This window comes from Arthrobacter sp. YC-RL1 (assembly GCF_001454985.1).
Taxonomy (GTDB): domain Bacteria; phylum Actinomycetota; class Actinomycetes; order Actinomycetales; family Micrococcaceae; genus Glutamicibacter; species Glutamicibacter soli.
This window is the reverse complement of sequence record NZ_CP013297.1, coordinates 635186-655770: the sequence shown is the minus strand read 5'-3', so window position 1 is coordinate 655770 and position 20585 is coordinate 635186. Positions and strand designations below refer to the sequence as shown.

General features: G+C 65.1%; 24 protein-coding genes. 5 read left to right on the top strand and 19 right to left on the bottom strand.

Going from position 1 to position 20585, the window contains the following annotated elements; translation table 11 throughout:
• Positions 1–60: 60 nt before the first annotated feature.
• The 3 genes from ATC04_RS03020 to ATC04_RS03010 are packed head-to-tail and all read right to left on the bottom strand — an operon-like array spanning position 61 to position 3040.
• On the bottom strand, positions 61–1185 hold the full coding sequence (locus tag ATC04_RS03020) for an NAD(P)/FAD-dependent oxidoreductase (protein WP_047120933.1): 1125 nt from the start codon (positions 1183–1185) through the stop codon (positions 61–63).
• Positions 1186–1211: 26 nt separating this feature from the next.
• Entirely contained in the window at positions 1212–1913 is a 702-nt protein-coding gene (locus ATC04_RS03015) for a methyltransferase domain-containing protein (protein ID WP_047120194.1), read from the bottom strand.
• Entirely contained in the window at positions 1913–3040 is a 1128-nt protein-coding gene (locus tag ATC04_RS03010) for a type III polyketide synthase (RefSeq protein ID WP_047120195.1), read from the bottom strand. The genes ATC04_RS03015 and ATC04_RS03010 overlap by 1 nt, the downstream gene beginning before the upstream one ends.
• A gap of 249 nt (positions 3041–3289) precedes the next feature.
• Here ATC04_RS03010 and ATC04_RS03005 point away from each other — a divergent pair, with 249 nt between their 5' ends.
• Positions 3290–3802: a DUF3253 domain-containing protein gene (locus ATC04_RS03005; protein WP_047120196.1), complete on the top strand. Its 513-nt coding sequence runs from the start codon at positions 3290–3292 to the stop codon at positions 3800–3802.
• 96 nt (positions 3803–3898) lie between these two features.
• Here the strand turns inward: ATC04_RS03005 and ATC04_RS03000 are convergent, their stop codons facing one another.
• The 3 genes from ATC04_RS03000 to ATC04_RS02990 form a co-directional block, all read right to left on the bottom strand.
• The gene (locus ATC04_RS03000; RefSeq protein WP_047120197.1) at positions 3899–4087 is read right to left on the bottom strand and encodes a CsbD family protein; all 189 of its coding nucleotides are present in this window, start codon (positions 4085–4087) and stop codon (positions 3899–3901) included.
• A gap of 192 nt (positions 4088–4279) precedes the next feature.
• Positions 4280–5464, bottom strand: a complete 1185-nt coding sequence (locus tag ATC04_RS02995; RefSeq protein WP_146955960.1) for a hypothetical protein — start codon at positions 5462–5464, stop codon at positions 4280–4282.
• Between the two features lie 46 nt (positions 5465–5510).
• Complete coding sequence (locus ATC04_RS02990; protein ID WP_082123997.1) at positions 5511–6254, bottom strand: sulfite exporter TauE/SafE family protein; 744 nt, start codon at positions 6252–6254, stop codon at positions 5511–5513.
• Positions 6255–6491: 237 nt separating this feature from the next.
• Between ATC04_RS02990 and ATC04_RS02985 the strand changes: the two genes are divergently transcribed.
• Positions 6492–7667 (top strand): FAD-dependent oxidoreductase, encoded by a 1176-nt coding sequence (locus ATC04_RS02985; RefSeq protein ID WP_047120199.1) that lies wholly within the window; start codon positions 6492–6494, stop codon positions 7665–7667.
• Positions 7668–7723: 56 nt separating this feature from the next.
• Here the strand turns inward: ATC04_RS02985 and ATC04_RS02980 are convergent, their stop codons facing one another.
• Genes ATC04_RS02980 through ATC04_RS02970 form a run of 3 tightly spaced genes read right to left on the bottom strand, consistent with a single transcriptional unit; the run spans position 7724 to position 11267 of the window.
• On the bottom strand, positions 7724–9244 hold the full coding sequence (locus tag ATC04_RS02980) for an APC family permease (protein WP_047120200.1): 1521 nt from the start codon (positions 9242–9244) through the stop codon (positions 7724–7726).
• 30 nt (positions 9245–9274) lie between these two features.
• The gene (locus tag ATC04_RS02975) at positions 9275–10297 is read right to left on the bottom strand and encodes an agmatine deiminase family protein (RefSeq protein ID WP_047120201.1); all 1023 of its coding nucleotides are present in this window, start codon (positions 10295–10297) and stop codon (positions 9275–9277) included.
• Positions 10290–11267 carry a nitrilase-related carbon-nitrogen hydrolase gene (locus ATC04_RS02970; RefSeq protein WP_047120202.1) on the bottom strand — a complete coding sequence of 326 codons (978 nt, stop codon included), beginning with the start codon at positions 11265–11267 and terminating at the stop codon, positions 10290–10292. The genes ATC04_RS02975 and ATC04_RS02970 overlap by 8 nt, the downstream gene beginning before the upstream one ends.
• A 142-nt stretch (positions 11268–11409) precedes the next feature.
• Here ATC04_RS02970 and ATC04_RS02965 point away from each other — a divergent pair, with 142 nt between their 5' ends.
• Positions 11410–12018 carry a TetR/AcrR family transcriptional regulator gene (locus ATC04_RS02965; RefSeq protein WP_047120203.1) on the top strand — a complete coding sequence of 203 codons (609 nt, stop codon included), beginning with the start codon at positions 11410–11412 and terminating at the stop codon, positions 12016–12018.
• A 38-nt stretch (positions 12019–12056) separates the two neighbouring features.
• On the opposite strand, the gene ATC04_RS02960 is transcribed toward ATC04_RS02965, so the two are convergent.
• The 7 genes from ATC04_RS02960 to glsA all read right to left on the bottom strand — a co-directional run bounded on the left by ATC04_RS02960 (position 12057) and on the right by glsA (position 17504).
• Positions 12057–13184, bottom strand: a complete 1128-nt coding sequence (locus tag ATC04_RS02960; protein ID WP_052772502.1) for a signal peptidase I — start codon at positions 13182–13184, stop codon at positions 12057–12059.
• 1 nt (position 13185) lies between these two features.
• Entirely contained in the window at positions 13186–13761 is a 576-nt protein-coding gene (locus ATC04_RS02955) for a SipW-dependent-type signal peptide-containing protein (RefSeq protein WP_047120204.1), read from the bottom strand.
• Positions 13758–14423 (bottom strand): hypothetical protein, encoded by a 666-nt coding sequence (locus tag ATC04_RS02950; RefSeq protein WP_047120205.1) that lies wholly within the window; start codon positions 14421–14423, stop codon positions 13758–13760. Before ATC04_RS02950 ends, ATC04_RS02955 begins: the two co-directional genes overlap by 4 nt.
• Positions 14420–14989 (bottom strand): signal peptidase I, encoded by a 570-nt coding sequence (locus ATC04_RS02945; RefSeq protein WP_047120206.1) that lies wholly within the window; start codon positions 14987–14989, stop codon positions 14420–14422. Before ATC04_RS02945 ends, ATC04_RS02950 begins: the two co-directional genes overlap by 4 nt.
• Positions 14986–15594 carry a hypothetical protein gene (locus ATC04_RS02940; RefSeq protein ID WP_146955964.1) on the bottom strand — a complete coding sequence of 203 codons (609 nt, stop codon included), beginning with the start codon at positions 15592–15594 and terminating at the stop codon, positions 14986–14988. Before ATC04_RS02940 ends, ATC04_RS02945 begins: the two co-directional genes overlap by 4 nt.
• A 6-nt stretch (positions 15595–15600) precedes the next feature.
• Positions 15601–16152, bottom strand: a complete 552-nt coding sequence (locus ATC04_RS02935) for an alternate-type signal peptide domain-containing protein (RefSeq protein ID WP_052772504.1) — start codon at positions 16150–16152, stop codon at positions 15601–15603.
• Between the two features lie 326 nt (positions 16153–16478).
• The gene (gene glsA, locus ATC04_RS02930) at positions 16479–17504 is read right to left on the bottom strand and encodes a glutaminase A (protein WP_047120938.1); all 1026 of its coding nucleotides are present in this window, start codon (positions 17502–17504) and stop codon (positions 16479–16481) included.
• A gap of 266 nt (positions 17505–17770) precedes the next feature.
• Here glsA and ATC04_RS02925 point away from each other — a divergent pair, with 266 nt between their 5' ends.
• Positions 17771–18193, top strand: a complete 423-nt coding sequence (locus ATC04_RS02925; protein WP_082123998.1) for a hotdog domain-containing protein — start codon at positions 17771–17773, stop codon at positions 18191–18193.
• A 124-nt stretch (positions 18194–18317) separates the two neighbouring features.
• On the opposite strand, the gene ATC04_RS02920 is transcribed toward ATC04_RS02925, so the two are convergent.
• Positions 18318–18491: a hypothetical protein gene (locus ATC04_RS02920; RefSeq protein ID WP_157359274.1), complete on the bottom strand. Its 174-nt coding sequence runs from the start codon at positions 18489–18491 to the stop codon at positions 18318–18320.
• A 169-nt stretch (positions 18492–18660) separates the two neighbouring features.
• Here ATC04_RS02920 and ATC04_RS02915 point away from each other — a divergent pair, with 169 nt between their 5' ends.
• On the top strand, positions 18661–19083 hold the full coding sequence (locus ATC04_RS02915; RefSeq protein ID WP_047120208.1) for a VOC family protein: 423 nt from the start codon (positions 18661–18663) through the stop codon (positions 19081–19083).
• Here ATC04_RS02915 and ATC04_RS02910 read toward each other — a convergent pair whose 3' ends face one another.
• Both ATC04_RS02910 and ATC04_RS02905 read right to left on the bottom strand, forming a co-directional pair.
• Positions 19084–19929: an SGNH/GDSL hydrolase family protein gene (locus ATC04_RS02910; RefSeq protein WP_047120209.1), complete on the bottom strand. Its 846-nt coding sequence runs from the start codon at positions 19927–19929 to the stop codon at positions 19084–19086.
• A gap of 114 nt (positions 19930–20043) precedes the next feature.
• On the bottom strand, positions 20044–20529 hold the full coding sequence (locus ATC04_RS02905; RefSeq protein WP_047120210.1) for a 2'-5' RNA ligase family protein: 486 nt from the start codon (positions 20527–20529) through the stop codon (positions 20044–20046).
• Positions 20530–20585: the final 56 nt, after the last annotated feature.

Here is a 20585-nt window from a genome sequence, read left to right as displayed (position 1 = left end):
ACCATCCATTGTTTCACGTATCAGCTGGGTACAGGCGGTGAGTTTGGGCACGCGCGGCATTCAGGTCATGGTGAAGCTGCGGGCCACCGTATCGCGCACCGTGCGGTTCCCCGCCACGGCGCTGAACAGCTGGTTGCGCGCCGGCAGCAGCCACGGCGCCACCGGCCGGCCCAGCGCCATGTTCAGGTGCGCTTTCAGGCCAGCCTGCCGGGCGGCTTTCAGCTGCCGCGCCTGGAACTGCTGCAGCTGCCCGTCCTCCGGGCCGGCGCCGGAGGCCAACAGCTCCGCGAGCTGCGCCGCACCGATCAGGCCCAGGCACATGCCCTGCCCGCCGATGGGGCTGATCTGGTGCGCGGCATCGCCCAGCAGCACCGCCCGGCCTTGCACCATGCTGGTTGCCCTGCGGTTGGCGGTGGCGAAGCTGCTGCGCATGGTGCAGGCTTGGGCGTCCACCCGGTGGCCGGTGCGTGCGCGGATCAGCGTCGGCAGGTCCGTGTCCACCGACTGCCCGCGTCCGAGTCTGGCCACCCAGCGGCGCAGGCCTTGCGGCAGCGGGAAGGACTCGACGATGCCCTGCGACTCGATGAACAGCGCGGCGGTCTGCGACCAGCCGGTGGATTCGGGGAAGTCGCCCATGAGGTAGCGGTCCGGCAGCTGCCTGCCGCGAAACCCCGCTCCGAGCTCGGCGCGCACCGCCGACTGCACCCCGTCGGCGCCGATCAGCCAGGAGGCTTCCCGGGTCTGCACTCCCCCGGGCCCGGCCACGGTGAAGCGGATGGATTCGCGCGACTGTCCCTCGATGCCATGGAATTCATGGCCTTCGGCCAGGGCCTGCGGGTCCAGTTCGCGCAGCCGGTTCCGCAGCAGCGTCATGGTCTGGTGTTCCGGCAGCGCCAGCACGTAGGGGTAGGGGCCGGGCAGCGAGGAGAAGTCCAGCTCGGCGATCTGCCGGCCGTTGCTGATTCCCACTCCCCGGCGGATTGCGGTGCCCTGCTCTGCGAGCTGCGCCGCCAGCCCGGCGCGGGCCAGCACCCGCTGGGCCGGAGGGTGCAGGCCGATGGCCCGGGAGTGCGCGGAGATTCCGCGGCGGCGCTCGAAGACCCGCACGGTCCACCCCTGCTGGGCCAGGAGCACCGCCAGACCCAGCCCCACCGGCCCGCCGCCGATGATCGCCGCGCCATCCATGATTTTCGCCCCCTTTGCCCTTGCGGTCATGCCCAGGCCGGCCGGTAGGCCAGCAGGTTCCTGAACGGCTTGGCGGTATGCACCTGCCATCCGGCAGGCACTCGGCGGACAAGTTCCACCGGGGTGTAGCTGCGGCGGATGGAGGCCAGCCCGTCGCGGCGGATCAGCGAGGTCCTTGCCAGTGGCAGCGTCGCCGCGCCGAACAGCAGCGAAGCGATTCGGGAGCGCCGGATGTCCGCGTGCAGCCCCAGCCCGGTGGCCAGGGCTTCGGTGTCGGCCAGGATCCCGCGCAGCTGGGCATCGTCCAGGTGGTGCAACAGATGATTGGAGATGACCACGTCGAAGACCTCTCCGCCGCGCACCAGGTCCGCGCTGGTGCAGCGCAAGAATTCGATCTTCCCGGCCGGCAGGGCGCTTTTCGCCGCGGCCTGCCGGGCGAAGGCGATGGCCCGCTCATCCGGGTCGATGCCCAGCACGCCCAGCTCGTAGCCGTCGCGCAGTGCCCAGCGGGCCAGCTGCAGGGCGATGTCTCCCCCGCCGCAGCCGATGTCCAGCAGGCGGGCCGGTTCGCCGGAGGCCAGCAGCGGGGCGATCTGCTGCGCGTAGATCCCCTTCCATCCGCCGACCGCCCTGTTTACCAGCGGGAACTGGGCGTAGGTCCGGTTCAGCAGCACGGGGTCGCAGTCCGGATGGTCCATGGCCTCCAGCTCGTCGGGACGCCGCCGCATCAGCTGGTTCCGGAAACCGTCGCCACCGTGAACAGGCCGGTTTCCACCGTGAGCCCGGGGCCGAAGGCCATGGCGCAGACGCGTTCTCCGGCGCCGGTGCTGCCGGCTTCGAGGATTTCCTTGAGCACGAACAGCACGGTGGAGCTGGACATGTTGCCGTAGTCCTTGAGGATCCGGCGGGCCGGGTGCAGCTGCGTTTCGGAGAGCTGCAGCCGGTTCTGGATCCGGTCCAGGATGGCGCGGCCTCCCGGGTGGATGCCCCAGTGAGTGATCTGCCCGATCTCCAGCGGTCCCTCCGCGTCGGCGTCCAGCAGCGGCGTGAGCGCGTCGGTGATGTGGTCGTCGATGATGTGCGGGACGTAGGTTCCCAGCACCATTTCGAACCCGTGGTCCCCGATGTTCCAGGCCATCGATTCCTCGCCCACCGGGGTCAGCGTGGTCTTCAGGTCGTCGATCTGCAGCCCCTCGCCGCCCCGGGCCACCACCGCGGCGGCGGCGCCATCGGCGAAGATGGCCGAGCCCATGATGGTGTCCGGGTCGTTGGAGCTGTGCACGTGCAACGTGCAAAGCTCCACGCAGACCACCAGCACGGTGGCGTTCTCGTCGGCCAGGCAGAAATCCCGGGCCGCGCGCAGCGCTGGGAATGCTGCATAGCAGCCCATGAATCCCAGATGGTGGCGGACGGTCGAGGGATTCAGCCCGAGGCTGCGCACGATCTGGTAGTCCGGGCCGGGGTTGTAGAAGCCGGTGCAGGACACCGTGATCACGTGGGTGATATCCGCAGGTTCGAGCCCCGGGCAGGCGTCCAGCGCCCGCCGCGCGGCCTCGATGAACAGTTCGCCTGCGTGCTCCACGTAGACCCGGTTCCGCTCGGCGGTGCTCGGCGACTTGAGCAGGCCGGAAGAACGGTCATAGAACATCGGTTCAGCCGGTTCGGGCAGCTCGGTGTTGAATTCCGAAACGCAGCTGTAGCGGGTGTCGATGTCCGCGGAGTTGAAGGAGGTCGCCACCAGCCGCTGTCCCAGCCGGCTGAGGTCGGGCTGTGCGGCGAAGACGTCCCTGACGTCGTCCTGCTTCAAGACTGTCGAAGGTACGGCGGTCTGGATCGTTCTGATCATCACTGGCATGACCCGAGCCTAGGACCTGCGCGCGACCGGTGTAAACCATCGCGCGCAACTGTCAGGAAACCAGGATCGGCCGCCAGCGCCGCGGGAGCACGTGCCAGCTCTCCACTCGTCGTCGCGTGCCACGACGGCTGGCAGCCGTCTGGAACCCCTCGCAACGGCAGCGTGAAATGTCCTACCCTGAAACCCCGTCATGCATGCACCGCAGGCAGCATGGGAACAAGTTATGGGTGAGGCGGAATAAAGGCAACCATGAGCAATGAAGACGCAGTGGAGCGAACGGAAGACGGCAGATATCTGGTCATTTCCGGCCGGAAGTGGCGTGCGAGCGATCCCGGGATCCCGCCGAAGCTCCGACAGGAGCTCGTCGACGAACTGATGAACGCCCGCCGTGAGATAGGACGCGGGGACGAAGAAGCCCGCGCCAGGGTCCACGAGGCGAAGCTGGCTCTGGGCGAGCGCGGACAGCCGTGGTGGGAAGAAGCCCGCGAGGACAAGCTGGATGAACGCATCCGGGCGGCGATCTTCACCCTGCTGCGTAAGAGGCAGGGGTCCTCGATCTGCCCCAGCGATGTCGCACGCATCGTCGGCGGCGGTGGCGAACGCTGGCGGCCCCGGATGGAACGCGTCCGGCAGGTGGCCGCTTCCCTGGCCGCAGACGGCGCGATTCGGGTGACCCAGAAAGGGCATGACGTCGATGCGCACAATGTCCGTGGTCCCGTGCGACTGCAACTGGCCCGAATGGACCCGCGGGAGCAAGATTAGGCCGTACGGACAATGGCTTGCACGAAACTGGAGGAGCGGCCCTTGGACAGGCCAGTGGCCCCGTCGCAACGACGGGGCCACTGGCGTGAATGACTTCTACTTGTTGTCGGTTGCGTCCTTGAACGCGTCCTTGGCCTTTTCGCCAGCCTGCTTGGCATTCGCGGCAGCCTGATCCTTGACGCCTTCGGCCTGCAACGACCTGTCGTTCGTCGCCTTGCCCGTGGCTTCCTTGGCCTTGCCAACAACTTCTTCTGACTTGTTCTGAATCTTGTCTCCGAGACCCATCTTGCCCTCCTCAGTTATTCGGTTGAAACGACACCCATTACGCTACAGAAAATGTTGTCCGCTGGTCTCGCCGCTGGATAATTCCAAGGAAACGTCAAGGATGCATGTCAGGGAAGTGCAGGAACACTGCCCGGAACGGGGCACTACGAACCGGGCCCATGCGCGGCTACCGGCCGAGCAGCGCGGCACATTTCAGACGGCAGGCTTTTCAGTCCTTGGCGCCGGATCGCGGTGGACGCTGCGTGTGCCCGGGCCATGCGTGCTGCGCGGCTGCTGCCGATCGCGGATCATCGCCGCGGTGGTGCGGATGAACACGGAGATCCACGTGAAAAGGATCGCCACGGCCGACAGCTCGAAACCGGTCAGGTTGTAGTAGGACCATGAATCCCAGAGCAGGAACGCCACCCACAGCGCACCCACGGCAGAGAGGGACATCATGTGGAAGACCGCCGGATACCCCGGCAGCAGGACCATCGTTCCCAGCAGCAGGATGATCATGGCGGCGGAGGCCAGCTGGACGAACGCCGAATGCACCCCGAGGGACAGGTTCATCGGGACGCTGCCCACGCCGATGATTCCCACGGACACCGCGACCAGGCACCAGCCCACCACCCGGGGGCGCGGGCGCAGCTTGCGAATCAGCGGGTAGCGTTCGAGGTTCGGACGGCAGCGGTAGGTCCGCGACAGCACGTCCAGGTCCCTGGTCAGGAACTCGGTGAACGAGATCAGCACCAGTCCGGAGATGATCATGGTCGTGTTGAACGTCCAGAAGGAGCCCATGCCGGATTGCGAGGTCCCCAGCCGGGAGAACATCCCCTGCCACCAGCCTTGGTCCTCGGCCAGCAGCATGCTGATCAGCACGCCGGCGGCCATGTAGATGCCCAGGACCACCGACAGGTTCTCGGCGCTGGTGCGCGCCGTAGCCACCAGCGCCAAATAGGCGCTCAGCCCGGTGATGCCGCTGACGGCCAGCGACCCGGCCAGCACATCGAGGCGCAGGCCGATGAACGCTTGCTGGAACAGGTGCGTGGCCACCAGGATCATCATCACGGTGCTGGCCACGTGGACCAGTACCAGGCCGAGGGCGGCAACATACTGGCGCCAGGCCGGGATGCGGCGCAGCCACGGTTCACGCTGGCGCAGCAGGCTCCGGAACGCATAGGCGCTGGACAGCCCCGCCGAGACGCCGCCGGTCACCGAAGCCACGGAACCCACCGACAGTCCGCCGAACAGCGCGGGGCGCTCGCCGGCGAAGATGATCAAGGCCGTGGCCATCCCGAACAGCGCGCAGAACAGTCCCGACCACAGCGCGTTCCGCTCGATTTCGAGTTCGGTCACGCGCTTGGGATTCGTCGGTTCGGGGAAGTGGAGAGGCACGACATCCATTGTTCCATGGACAATTCAGGCAGTGCCGGGCAGGCCGTTAGACCAGTTCCGTGATGCCGTTGACCAGCAGGCCGACCGCTCCGGCAAGCGCGACTAGCACCACGAAGGCACGGCTGACTTTCGCCGGGATCTTCGGTGCCAGGAAATTGCCCAGCACGATACCCAGCACCATGGCCACCAGGCAGGCGGTCCACTGGATCCAGTCAAGCTGCGGCATGCCGCCCTTGGCGACCAGCGAGGACACCGCAAGGACCAGGAAGTAGAGCTGCACGGAAATCGCGAATTTCGCCTGCGGCCAGCGGCTGGCCACCGCGTAGCCGGCGATGGCCGGGCCGGAGACGCCGGCGGTGACCGACATGAATCCGGAGATGGCGCCGGCGCCGATGGCCAGCCCCTTGCTTTGCGCGGCCGGCAGATTGCGGACCAGGAAGCTGGCGCCCAGCGCGAGGATCACCATGATCGAGATGCCGATGGTCAGCCAAGGACCGCCGAGCAGCGTGGCCACCCACGCACCGGGGAAGGTCATGATCACCGCGGGCACCAGCAGCAGCGCGATCTTCTTGTATTCGACCTGCCGGAAGACCTGGGCGAAGATCAGCAAGCTGCTGCACGCTCCGAGGAAGTTCACCAGCATGATGCCTTCGAACGGCCCGAGCACCAAGACCAGGAATGGAGAGGCTACCAGCGCAAAACCCATACCGGAGATGCGTTGCGTGGATGCCCCGGCGAACACCGCTGCCGCCAAGCCGATCAACGCACCGAGTTGCACTGTTTGCTCCACGCGGACTCCGCTCCTGGTTGCTTGTCATGGTTTGCCGAGGCGCGGCGTTCTTGGGAAGGTGCGGGAAGACCAGTCCCCGAAAATGCACACTCGACCTCTGTATTCGACGATACACGTCAACAAGGCCTGACTTGAACCATTCCCGGCCTCCGCACCAATCCGGTAACGGCGCCGTCCGACCCGCAATATTACGACCCCGGCGTCGGCCCGGCGAGTCACCGGGCCTAGGCTGAAGAGATGAGCACCGACGTCGATTTCCTGGTCATCGGGGGCGGAGCCATGGGCTCGGCCGCCGCTTTCTCCCTTGCCGGCCAGGGACACCAGGTCCTGTTGCTGGAGCGTTTCGCCCCCGGACACCATGAGGGCGCGTCCCACGGCAGCACACGCAACTTCAACCCCGCCTACGCGGATCCTGCCTATGTCGGGCTCCTGCGCCGCGCGAACCAACTGTGGGAAGACCTTTCGCAGGCCGGCAAGGTCAAGCTACTGAACCGGACCGGGCTGGTCAATCACGGCGACGAACCCGGCCAGCACTCGATCCACAGGACGCTTACGGCCGCCGGCATCCAAAGCGAACTGCTGGACGCAGCCGAGGCCGGCGAGCGCTTTGCCGGCATGAGGTTCCAGACGCAGGCTTTGCATATTCCCAGCGGCGGGCAGCTGAATGCCGACCTGGCCGTGGCCACCCTGCAGCGGCTGGCAGCCGCCGCCGGAGCCGAGATCCGCCACCGGCACCGGGTGCTCCAGCTGGAGGTCGTCTCGGATGAGCTGGTCAAGATCCACGTGGATGACGGCCGGCGCACCGCCACGCTGTCCGCACGCCATGTCATCCTCACCGCTGGTGCGTGGACCCGCACGCTGCTGGGACCGGGCTTCGAGCTGCCGCGCCTGCACGTCACCGAGGAGCACCCGGTGCACTTCGCCCGGCGCGGGGAATCCGCCCACTGGCCCGGCTTCAACCACACCCTCGCCCCGGGAGACCACGACGGCCTGAGGATTTTCGCTCCGGTGTACGGCATGCACACCCCGGGCGAGGGCATCAAGGTCGGCTGGCACGGATCGGGCGAAGTCATCGATCCGGACCGCCGCCCGCACCGGCCGGTCGCCGAGCAGCTCGACGCCCTGCAGGCCTATGCCCGCCGCTGGCTTCCGGGCACCGATCCTGACAGCTTCGAGCCGGTGTCCTGCACCTACGCCAACACGGAGGACGAGCATTTCATCCTCGACCGGCTGGGGCCGGTCACCGTGGGCGCAGGGTTCAGCGGCCACGGCTTCAAGTTCGTGCCCGCCATCGGCGAGCACCTGGCCCAGCTGGCCACCGGGGCGGCCGGAACGATCCCGCGGTTCGCGGCCAGCCGTCTAATCGACACCTCGGTGTTCCTCGAACGCCGGAGCCGGGCCGGAGTGTCCTAGCCCCAGCGCACGCGCAGCCCGGCCCTGCGGAAGGGCCGGGCTGCGCGCTGCGGGAGCTAGGAAGTTTCCTGCTTCACGTACCTGGTTTCCGGACGGGATTCGTAGAACGCCGCACGGCACTTGCGGGCCCCGATCAGGAACACCGCGCCGAGCACCAGGATTCCCACCCCGACCACGAACACCAGGCCCATGCCCGCCACGTGCGTCCCGGAACCGTACTCCGGGTCCAGCGAGTCCACGGTGGTCTGCAGGAACACCGCCACCAGCGCCAGCCCGCCCAGCAGCGGAGCCAGCCCGCGGATGAGGAAGTTGCGCGCCGAGGCGAGAAGCGTGTGGCGGAAGAACCAGACGCAGGCGAATGCAGTGACCCCGTAGTAGAAGCAGATCATCATGCCCAGCGCCAGGATGGTGTCGTTCAAGACGTTGGTGGAGACAAAACGCATCATCGCGTAGAAGCCGGTGGAGACCACCGCCGCCACGATGGTGGAGAAGGCAGGAGTGCCGAACTTCGGGTGGATCCGGGTGAACGCCTGCGGCAGCGCCCCGTGGTGCCCCATGGCCAGCATCGAGCGGGCCGGGGAAATCATGGTGGACTGCAGCGAAGCCGCGCAGGACGCCAGGGTCGCCAGCGACAGCAGGATGGCTGCCGGCCCCATGACCGGGCCGGCCAGGGCCGCGAACACGTTGCCGATGTTCTCCGGATTCGCCAGGCCCAGACCTGAATCCCCCACCCCGGCGAACACCGTGGCCGCCACGGAGGTCAGCAGGTACACGGCCAGCACGATCACCGCGGTGAACCCGGCGGCCAGACCGGAGGTGCGCTCGCCGTTCTTGGTTTCCTCGTTCATGGACAGGCAGACGTCCCAGCCCCAGAAGGCGAAAATGGACAGGCTCAGTCCCACCGCCATGGCGGAGAAGGAATCGATGCCCAGCGGGTTGAACCACTCGGCGGAGAACTGCACCGCCGGGGCCGCCTTGTCCAGGGCCGCGATGGTGAACCAAAGCAGCACCACCACCTGGAAGCCGACCAGCAGGTACTGCACCAGCGAGGCGGCGTGCAGCCCGCGCACCGAGATCCAGGTGGCGCCCAGCATGAACACCAAGCAGGTGGCCACGTTGATCCACGGGTTGGACGCCAGCTCGGCCAGCTGTTCCTGCCCGGTGGCCTGGGCGAGGAAGAGGTAGAAGAAGTCCACCGCCACCCCGGCCAGGTTGGAGAGCACGATGATGTTCGCCGCGAGCATGCCCCAGCCGCCCATCCACCCGGCACGCGGCCCGAAGGCCTTCCACACCCAGGTGAAGGTGGTGCCGTTGTCCGGCATGGCCCGGTTGAGCTCGCGGTAGCCCAGGGCCACCAGGAACATCGGGATGAACCCGACGATGAAGATGGCCGGCAGGTGCGTGCCCACCGCTTCGGCGGTGGGGCCGAGCGTGCTGGCCACCACGTAGCTGGGCGCAATGGTGGATACGCCGATCACGATGGCCGTGAACAGGCCGATCTGGCCTGCAGTCAGGCCCTTGCCTGTTTCGGTGACCGGGCTGGTGCTCAGCCGGCTGGGTTTCGTCTTGTCTTTCATCGCACTGGATCCTTTACCGGGCGGGGTGTTCTATCGCTTCGGAACCTGCTGGGTGATGCAGTGGATTCCTCCGCCGCGGGCATACAGCTCGGTGGCGTCCACCGCGACGACCTCGCGGCCCGGGTAGGCCTGGGCGAGGATCCGCGCGGCCTGCGCATCGTTTTCATCGTTGAAGCAGCAGGCGATGACTCCCCCGTTGGTGACCAGGTGGTTGATGTAGGAGTAGTCCACCCAGCCTTCCTCGTCCTTCAGCGTCTTGGGCGCCGGGACGGGGACCAGGCGCAGCTTGCGACCCTTGGCGTCGGTGGCCGCCTCCAGGAGGCTGCGCACCTCGGCGGAAATCGCATGGTCCGGATGGGCCGGGTCTTGCTGGTCGTGGTAGAGCACCACACCGGGTTCTGCGAAGCAGGCGACGATGTCCACGTGGCCGCGGGTGCCGAACTCCTCGTTGTCCCGGGTCAGCCCGCGCTCCAGCCAGATGACCTTCTGCGCGCCGAGCTGCTTGGCGAACTCGGCCTCGATGTCCGCGGCGCTGGCTTCCGGGTTGCGTCCCGGGTCCAGCTGGACGCTGCGGGTGGCGAGCATGGTGCCCTCGCCGTCCACGTGGATTCCGCCACCCTCGTTGGTGATCGAGGACTGCACCCGGGCGGTCTGCTCCAGCTGCGCGACCTGGGCGGCGATCTTCGAGTCCTTGCCCCAGGAGGCCCAGGACTGGGCACCCCAGCCGTTGAAGTTCCAGTCGATGGCGGCCAGTTCGCCGGAGGCGTCGCGCACGAAGGTCGGCCCGATGTCCCGCATCCAGGCGTCGTCCAGCTCGCGCAGCGCGTAGCTGACCTCCTCGCCCAGGTGGCGGCGGGCGTCCGATTCGGCCTGCGGGTCCACGACCATGGTCACCGGGGTGAAGCGGGCGACGGCCTTGGCCACCGCGGCCCAGGTGCTGCGCGCGGCTTCGGCCTCCTCGGCGGTGTCGCCCAGGGTGTAGCCGCCGGAGGGGAAGGCCATGTAGATGCGTTCGTGCGGATCGGTTTCCGCGGGCATGAGGAACTCAGACATGGGAGCTCCCCATCTCTCCCAGACCGGACTCGGCACGGGCTTCGGTCAGCGCGCCGTAGGTTTCCGGGCGGCGGGTGCGCAGGAACGGGAAGAGCGTCAGCCAGTCGCGGCGGGCGTCCAAATCCAGGGTTGCCACCAGGACGGCGGATTCGTCGCGCGGAGCGCGCGCCAGGATGCGGCCATACGGATCCGAGATGAAGGAGGAACCGTAGAAGGTCAGTGCGCCTTCGTCGCCCCAGCGGTTGGGGACCACCATGAACAGCCCGTTGGCGATGCCGTTGCCGATGATGGTCTGGCGCCACAGCGGTTCGGTGTCGAAGTCCGGGTGGTCCGGTTCGGAGCCGATAGCCGTCGGGTAGGCCACCAGGTCCGCGCCGGCCAGCGAGTAGATGCGCGGCGGCTCGCTGAACCATTCGTCCCAGCAGGTGGGCAAGCCCATGGCCAGGCCATTCAGCTCCTCGAGGCGGTGCACCGGGTAGGGATCCTCGCTCGGGCCTTCGCGGAAGTACTTGTCCTCGTAGTAGCCGGCGGTGCGCGGAATGTGCAGTTTGTTGGTCAGCGCGACGATTTCGCCTTGCGGCGACACGACCACGGCGGTGTTCAGTCCCAGGCCGTCCTCGGCCGGGGCCTTGCGGAACAGCGAAATGTGCACATGAATGGAGTAGCGCGCGGCCATGTCGCGGGCGAAGGCGACGGTCGGCCCGCTCTCCAGGTCCTCGGCGGACTCGTCGGCAGCGTCCGGGTTCGGCACCACGAAGGCCGGGTACTTGCTCAGCGTCAGCTCCGGCAGGTACACGATCTTGGCCCCTCGGGAGGCCGCGCGGCGGATGCCGTCTTCCAGTTCGTCGCGCAGTGCCTGCGGGTCTTCGTGCCAGTGGTGCTGGACCAGCGCGACCGTCAGTTCCCCGCGCTCGGCGGCGTCCACGCGGGCCGGAGAGGCCGGCGGGGTGAGAGCGAGTATTTCTTTCATGGCTATGCTCCATCGCTAAAACGAATGTGATTCGTTTACAGGATAAGCAGTGCCCCGCGTCACACGCAAGGGGTAACGAATGATTTTCGTTTAACTCGGATATGCTCGGGTGGAAGGCCCCGACAGGAAGGCAGTAGACGCCATGGCACGCCCCTCCAAGCCCAAGCTCAGCCCGGATGCGATTGCCTCCGCGGCGTTGGAACTGGTCGACAAGCACGGCGAGTTCACGCTCCCGCAACTGGCCAAGGCCCTGTCAGTGACGGCGTCCTCACTCTACAACCACGTGGCGGGCAAGGACGAGATCATCGAGCTGATGCGCGGCCGCGCCATGTCGGCGATCAGCCTGCCGGACGGCGATTCCGGGGACTGGCAGGAAACCGTAAGGCAAATCGCCACGTCCTACTGGGAATCGTATTCAAAACACCCGCGGCTGATCCCGTTGCTGACCAGCCATACCGTGCGGGACCGCACCACCTTGCGGGTCTACGATGCGTTGGCGCAAACTCTCGCGCAGGCGGGGTTCCCGCCGGCGGACCGATTGCACGCGATCACCATCATCGATTCATTCGTGCTCGGCTCGGCGCTTGATGCGGCTGCGCCGGAAATTGTCTGGGAAGCTAATGATTCTTCGGGGCATGAATTCAAGGAGGCGCTGGACGCCGGTCTCCAGCTGGAACAGCGAGCGCGACTGACCTTTCACAAGGGACTTGAGCTGATTCTCCTCGGCTTAGGCAATATTCGTTCCAGTTAGCCTGCCGGCACGGATCGTTGCATCGTGCTCGATAGTACTCACGAGCAGTGCAGCGATCTGACCACTCCAAGTAATCCGATAGAGCCCTTCGCTTTCGAATGGACGATGGGAGCGGCGGTCCATCCGTTGTCATACATCGCATACACGCGGAAGTTCACGTCAAATTTCGACCCAAAGAGGTTGCCCAGAAGGTCTATCAGGAGCGACAGCAACCCGCCCGAAGGGGAAATATCGACAGAGTATGTGGTGGTAGACACAGGCAGGGGGTCGGAGAATTTCTCTTCACTGTCGTTGATTTGGACAGATACCTTGTATCCCGTTAATTTCGAACCCTGGGCTGCTGGAGCTTGCCATGCGAAGTTGATGACATTGTTACCGGATAGCGAGGATTTATCTTTGCATGAAAGATTCTTGGCCGGTTGCATAACGGCGCCGTGCAACGTACCCCCGGCTTTCGCCGTGGAAGTGAAAGCAGCCTGCGTCGATTCGACCGCAGGGCGAAGTTGCAACGAAGCGACCGCCGTCGAAAGAACAAGCACCATGCACAAAAGGCGGGATATGCCAGCACGAGGCAAGTCCCCCCGCCCAGGGGATCCTGCACAAGTATCGGCATCAGTCTCCGAATTGCGTTTCTGGGTAGAACTTCTCGGGACGGATTCACCAACTGCTGGCTGCGGGCTACGCGAGAATGCGAGATAGAGCAGGTAGGCGCACAACAACCCGCCCAGGAAATACGCCCATGGCTGGGACAGCCACGTCACCAGGTACCCCAAGCCCGGAAAGCTGACCAGAAGCTTGTCGGCGCTGTCCACCGCATACGGTTGCAGGTCCGCGACGGGATTGGCATCCCCCTTGAGGATCAGGCCTGCTTCGGTCTTGTCGGCTACCCGGTGCGTCACCCGAACTTCGTTGCTGGTGACCACCGAAACCACGTCGCCTATGGCAACTTCCACAATCGGGGTGGGAACAGCCAGTCCCAACGATCCGGTGGGGATGCCGGGTCCCATCGAGCCGCTGGCAAAAACCAGCGGTTTCACCCCAAACAGCACAGCCGCAAGCGTCATGAGCAGGCACAAGGATCCGAGGATCGCCCCGGCATTCAGCGCAAGGCGCTGGAGCGGGTTGCCGTTGCGTGCATCGGATTTGATCCGTTCCTGGTTTCCCACCTTATGACCCCACCGTTCCGGTGAAGACCAGGTCCAGCTTCGTGGTGGCGCCTTGCAGGTTGTTGGCCGCGGTCACGGGCAGCGAGTACTGCACGCAGAGTGTTTCCGAAGCGCCTGCGGCCAGTGTCGATACTTCAACTGACCCGCCGAAAGCTGATCCAGCTTTCTTATCTACGATGGCCGCTGTGCCGGAACAAGTCGCGCTCGGTGCGGTGCCGCTGACCGTGGATCCGGTCTTCACCTGTACCTGCATGGCCTTGCCCAATTCGACGCCGCCGCTGTCGGTGATGCTGCCCCTGATGGAATACGGCAGCTCGACCGTGCTGGTGTTCTTCACGACAACTACCGCTGCGGCGCTGGCTCCCGGGTACCAGTTCACCGAGGAGACCGGCACGGTGTAGCTTTCGGAGGTCGCGCTGGAGGCCGTTGCTCCGACCCCGAGCGATACCTTTGCGGCGGTGATGCTGGTGGTCGCCGTGGCGGTTCCGGTCCAGGCCGCCAAGGTGGACACCGAGCCGAGGCCTACCAGGATTCCCATCGACAGGATCGCCTTGACCTGTACCGATCGTCTGCTCATTGAGATGCTCCTTGGGGTGCCTGCGCCTGGGCGCCGTGTTGCTTCGAACGTAGATATAGCGTTGCGCCGGCCCCGGCCATGCCTAGCGCCAGCGGGATCGCCCAGCCGCTGAAGCCGGTGGATCCCAGCTCGTCCGGCGGACGCTCCCCTTCCACGTCAGGAGAATGGGGACTGCCCGGCGGCTGCGGGGCCTCCGGCGATTCGGGTTCCTGCGGGATCCCGCCGGCGACCTCGATCGCGCTGATGTCCAGGCTCAGCGACCGCTCCCGGTCCTGCGAGGAATTTCCGGCAGAAACCGGCAGGCTTGCCTCCAAGGCGAAGTTTGCGCGCTGCTGCGGATCCAGCCGCATCGTGGGGTTTCCCGCCACCGCGAACTTCAGCCCGGCGGCGGGGGCCGAAACCACTGGTTTTACCGTGACTTCGATGGGATGGGGCCGGTCATTGCGGATGGAGAGCTCTCCGGTCAGCCGGTCTCCGGGAACGAGCCGGATTTCTCCGCCGAACAGTTCGCCCGGGCTTTCCCGGAATTCGCCGCCGTCCACGCTGTAGCTCAGGCCCCGCGGGTCATCTCCGTCCCCGTGCGCTCCGGGGGTCCCCGCGCCCAGCAGGCTGCCCGCGAGCACCACTGACAGCATGGCCCTGGTTGGCGCCGCGAACTTCATGACGCCTTCTTCCCGCGGTGCTCCCGCCATGCCCCGGTGAACATCACCAGCGAATAGGACAGCAGTCCCCCGATGGCCAGCCAAGTCAGCCAGGTCCGCTGCGAAGCGCTGAGCGCTGAATTCAGGTAGCCGAGCCATGGCAGCGAATACCAGAGCTTGCCGCGCACCTGTTCCGCGACGATCGGCGCATCGTCGGTGTTGTTGGCGTCCCCGCGCAGCACGAACTGCCGCTCGCCGGAAAGCGACGAGGCCACCGAGACAACGCGATGGGTCACCACGCCGGGTTCCCCGGATTCAAGCTGGTAGGTGAGCACGTCTCCCACCTCGATGGCTTCAACCGGAACCGGTTTGACCACGACCAGCCGGCCCGGAGGGAAGTCCGGCCGCATGGATCCGGTCAGCACGGTGTAGGCGGTGGCCCCGCCGAGCCGGGGAATGACCACCATGACGGCAAGCAGGCAGAGCACGATGAAGAGCGCCAGCCAGGACAAGACCTGGCCGGCCCACCAGAACGGCCCGGTTTTCTGTTCTTCCCGACGCCGTTGCGCCCGCGTCAGCACCGTCATTTCTGCTGTCCCGTGAAGCTGAGGGTGGGCGCCATCCTGCCTCCGGCCGCGGCCTGCGAGGTGCCGGCCGGAAGGCTGAGCCTGACGCACAGCGCTTCGGAGGCCGACGGGGTTCCTGCGGCCGAAAGCTCGCGCGGGCTGGCGAAGGCCGCGCTCGCGTTAAGCGGGCCCGAATAGAGCAGCTGTCCGCTGATCTGCTGCGTTCCCGTGCAGCTTGCAGGCGGCACTGCCGCATAGATGCTGATGGTTCCTGCATCCGCCAGCGCCTGGTCCTTGGCGCTGCCCGATGCGGTTCCCGTGGTGATTCCCGCCAGCCCGTAAACCAGCGGCGTCGTTCCGGCGTTGGAGATGGTCAACGGAGCCTGCACGAATGACCCCGGCAGCAGATTCTGGGAATTAAGCTCGGCGAAGACGTAGTCCTTCGCCGCCGAGCTGCCGTTGCCCGCCAGCAGGCTCAGCGAACCGGTCCGGACTTGCCCGGCATCGATCTGCCCTTCGGCACGCCAAGCAGCGACCGTGGTCTGGGTGCTGAGTCCCAGCACCAGCACCACGGCCGCCGCCGCTGCGAACTTCAGGGATTTCGGCATGCCGGTTCGTGAGTCCACCAACCGCTAGCTGCGAACCTGGTCCAGCGTCAGCGTCAGTGCGTCCAGATCGATTGGCTTGTCCATGGTGTCGGTTGGCGTGGATGCAGCAGTTCCGGCTGGGAAGGTCACGGTGATTTTAACCGGCACCTGGTATACACCCTGCTCCGCAAAGGAAATCACGTTGCCGGCCTGGGTCAGGCCTTCGGCCGTGGCATCGATTTCAAGGCCGAGATCGATTTCGTCCTGCAGCTCCGGCGGCAGCGCCTGAAGCGTGCCCACCGACAGCGCGCCTTCGATGTTCTTGCCCTTAGCGTCAATCCGCACGGTCTGCGTGTAGGCCACTACGTCGCCGGGAACGATTTGCTCGGTGGTCGGATCGAACGGCACGCCTGCTCCGCCGTCGCTGATGTCGGTCCAGACGCCGTTGTCGTCCACGGTGAGCGTCAGGTGGCCGGTTTCCACGGTTCCCGCGTCGACGGTTTCGGTCTGTTGCCACAGCGCGGCGGTTCCCGCTCCGGTCACCAGCAGGACGCCGGCGGCGGCTGCGGCAATGGTCGCCTTGGTTGTCTTCTTCATGATTCAAATCCTCAAAATTTCCGAGCGCTCCCCGCGCACTTACTTTCGAGTGAATCCGGATTCCCACACGGGCACAACATGCACTCGGTCACCACCCAAAGCACCATGGCATCGACAGCCCACCCGTTCGCCAACCGGCTATTTCGAGAACTTCCAAACAGGCATATAAAGCCACCTTGACTAGCCCGTATGGGAATGCCGATGGATGCCGCAAAAGATTACGCCAGTCGTTTTTCCAGTTGGCCAAGCACGGGCTGCGGGTCGACAAAAAAGACTGGCCGACCGGCCAGGGTACATGGCCGATCAGCCATGCGGAATCGTGGCGGCTACCTGGCGGAGTCAGGCGCCGAGGCGAAGAGGTTCAGACCCAGCGCACGGGAAAGGTGGCCGATGGCCAGCTGGCCGCGGACGGAGTTGCCCGCCATGTCGAGGCGCGGCGAAAACGCGCCGATGGCGCCCTTGCCCGGAGCCACCGCGACAATGCCTCCCGAAACCCCGGACTTGGCGGGGATACCGATCTCGAACAGCCAGTCCCCGGAACGCTCATACAGCCCGTTGGTGGCGACGGTGGCCAAGGTGTCACGGCAGACATCCGCGCTGACCACCTGCTGGCCGGTCACGGGGTTGATGCCGCCGTCGGCCAGGGTCGCACCCATGACCGCCAAATCGTGCGCCGTGACGTTCAGCGAACACTGCTTGGTGTAGATGTCCACCGCGTTGTTCGGGTCTCCGTCCAGCTGACCGTAGCTCTTGAGCAGCCGCCCCAGCGCCTTGTTGCGTTCGTTTGCCTCGGATTCGGATTCGTACACTTCGTCGTCCAGCGTCAGCGGGCGGCCTGCAAAAGCCGAAAGCCCTTCGCGCACGTTCTCCCATTTCTTGGCGGCGCTCTTGCCTGCGATCATTTCGGTCGTCGCGATGGCCCCGGCGTTCACCATCGGATTCATCGGGTGCCCGTTGTTCAGCTCGACCGCCATCACCGAATTGAATGGCATGCCGGTATTGTTGACGCCGATCTTCTCATGGACAACTTCGTGCCCGTGCTCTTGCAGCACCAGGGCGTAAACGAACATCTTGGAGATGGACTGGATGGAGAATTGGTGGTGGCAATCGCCCACCCCGTGCACGGTGCCGCCGACGTGCGACATGGAAATGGCGAAGGTTTCCGGCTCGACCTGCCCCAGGACTGGTATGTAGTGGGCGAGCAGGCCCTCGTCAACGTCCGAATAACGTTCATGTGCTTCGAGCAGCAGCTCGTCGATGCGTTGATGGGCGAGAGTACCGGTGGATACCTGCTGGACAACGTCATCAAAATCGGTAGGAATGCTCTCATTCCCGTCCGAGGTATAGGTCATGATCACCTTGCTCTTCGTCGAAGAAATCGAATTCTGGCTTCGTTCAGAGACTATCAACAGCTCAGGTTGTTGGCACGCGGCACCCTGAAGACCTCCAGCCGGCGCGTTCGACGTACTTTGGCATTCCCGGCATGACGCCCGCGGCGTTTCCCCCAGGTGGTCCGCGTCTCCATCGTCTTGCCGCACGCCGCAAATGCGTGTGTTTTCACCTACATTGTGCAGCAACTTACAGCGAACAGCCCCCGACCTGACCTAGCATTTTGAGTATGGCTAAGGGTATTACTTTTCATACGCGCAAGTGGGTTCGCCCAGAAGACTTGAACGCAAACGGCACGCTCTTCGGCGGCAGCCTGCTGCGCTGGATCGACGAGGAAGCGGCGATCTACTCGATCATCCAGCTCGGCAACAAACACGTGGTCACCAAGTTCATGTCTGAAATCAACTTCATCGCTTCCGCCAAGGAAGGCGACCTGATCGAGATGGGCCTGACCGCCATCGATTTCGGACGCACCTCGATCACCCTGCGTGCAGAGGTCCGCAACATCTTCACCCAGGAATCGATCCTGACCATCGAAAAGCTGGTGTTCGTGAACATGGGCTCGGACGGCAAGCCCGAACCCCACGGCTACGACCAGATCACCTACACCCGCGATCGTATCCCGCTGGAAATCACCAAGGCTCTCATCTAGGTTTCCGCACGATACCCGCAGCCATTTCCAGGTTGTTGGTCCACGAATCCGCCGTGGCTTCCGCGCTCCACCAGCGCCGGGGCCGCGGCGTTTTCCATTGCCCGAATTGTCGCCCGGGAACCGGCTAACGATCCGTTTTCCGGGCTTGGCGCATGGCTACCGCCATCCAGACCGCCGCCAACGCAAACATTACTCCGCCCTGCCAAGGCTGTGCATCGAGCGCACGCCAGATTCCGATGCTGGCGAAGAGCGCGGCAACAACCAACGCCGCCCCTGGTGAGATGCTGGTTTTCCACATGATCCCAGTCTCGTGCCTGGCCACTTTGAGGACCGGGATCGACATGCCAAATTCATGGTTTCCCGCTCGCCCGGGAAATTCGCCAAAACCATTGCACATGGGCCTGTCATGCGGAAGAGTACTGTGACGGAATTGCCTTGATCCCATCCAATATCGAAGAGAGACTCCCATGAGCCGGATGATATTCGTCAACCTTCCAACCTCGGACCTGACGCGGGCCGACAAGTTCTACGCAGCCTTGGGCTTCACCAAGAACGACACCTTCTCGGACGAGAATGCCACCTCATGGATCATCGCAGAGAACATTCTGGTGATGGTGCTGCAAGAAGAGTTCTTTTCGAGCTTCCTGGTGGGCGAGGACAAGCCTGCCTTAGGCCCGGGCCATCGCGAATGCCTCAACGCGTTGTCGGCGGATACCCGCGAAGAAGTCGATGAGTTCGTCGCCAATGCTCAGGCCGGCGGCGGGGCCATCTACCGGCCCGCAGATGAGCCGTTCCCCGGGATGTACCAGGCCGCGGTGCAGGATCCCGATGGCCATGTCTGGGAAATCGCGTGGATGAGCCCCGAAGCCATGGAGAATCCGGGAACCTAGTCAGCGCACAGACCCTTCGGCATCGCCGTGCAGCAGTTCCGCAGCCGCCCGTTGGCGTCTGCGGAACTGTTTTTTCATGCCCTTCGCCGGATAGATCGGTGTTTCCCAGCGCGGTTCGAGGCTGTCGCCCAAGGTGATTCCACGCAGCCGTCTGCCGAACATCGGCAGCACCCACTGGCGTATCCATTCGATGTCCCGCTGTAGAAGCTGGACCTGGCTCAAACACCTTATGTCTTCCAGCGGTTGGAATTCGAGCTGGTGCTGGGATCCGAGGATCTCCAGGATCCTGATGGCCATGTAGCGGTGCCCCGCACGGTTCATGTGCAGCTTGTCGGTGTCCCACATGCGCTGGTCGTGGTAGATGTCCCAGGCCCAGTAGTCGACTAAGGTCACGGTATCCGGATGCTTGCGGGCCAGCTGCCGGACCCTGTCGTTGAACTTCCAGTTCCGGTGCTTGAACGGGACCAACGCAGGATGCACCGGGATATCGAATCCGGTGAACAGCAAGATCTGCGCCCCGGATGAGGCCAGGCGGTCCACCGCCGCTTCGTAGCGGTCAAGCAAACGGTCCATGTCCTGCCGCAGTTCCAGGATGTCGTTGCCGCCGGCGTAGAAGCTGATGACGTCCGGCTTCAACGCGATGGCGGCGTCGATCTGCTCGTTAATGATCCGATCCAGCCGCCGGCTTCGAATGGCCAGGTTGGCGTATCGCCAGCTGGGGTCCGCCTTGGACAGCTGTTTGGCCACGCGGTCCGCCCAGCCGCGAACCCCGTTGGGCAGCCGGGGTTCCCAGTCCCCTACCCCTTCGGTGAATGAATCGCCCACCGCAACAAATAACCTGCCCATGGGAGCCAATCTAGGTTCGGCGCTTGGCCGGTTGGTGGAGCCGGCGCTAACACCAGATTAATTCCCCGCCGCGAAGTACGCAGGAACGGTGCGGGGGCGCCTACCGTGCCCTGCTCAGCTGTTCTGCTGCACCAGATGCAGCACCTGGCGCCACGCGTGGTCTGCGCCCGGGGCCATGTCCACCAGAGCGATCCGTTCCAGCGCAACGGCATCCCCTTGCGCGCGGCTGCGCCCGTGGTGATGGGTGATGTGCGGACGATAGCCCGGGCCGGTGAAGCGGACCGAGGCAATGCGCCCCCGGTTTTCCAGCACGATTTCGCACAGCCGCTCGTGCAGCAGCTGCAGGGCCGGATCGGGCTCCACCAGCGACACCAGCAGGTTCTCCTGGCGGCCGAACCAGGCCTGTCCGGCGACTTCCAGCCCGACGCCCAGCGCGGGACGGGCGGCCTCCGACAGCTGTTCGGCAAAGCGGTCCAGGACTCCTGGAGCCTCGGGCAGGTCGAAACGCAGCAGGGTGATGTGCAGCGGCCAGTCCTCGCGCCGGAAGTACTGGTCGGGGGCCACCTGTTCAACGAATACTGCTGCCACCAGATTGTGCATGGCATCAGTCTGTCATCTTCGGCCGGCACGCATTCGGGTTTTCCCTACCAATGTTC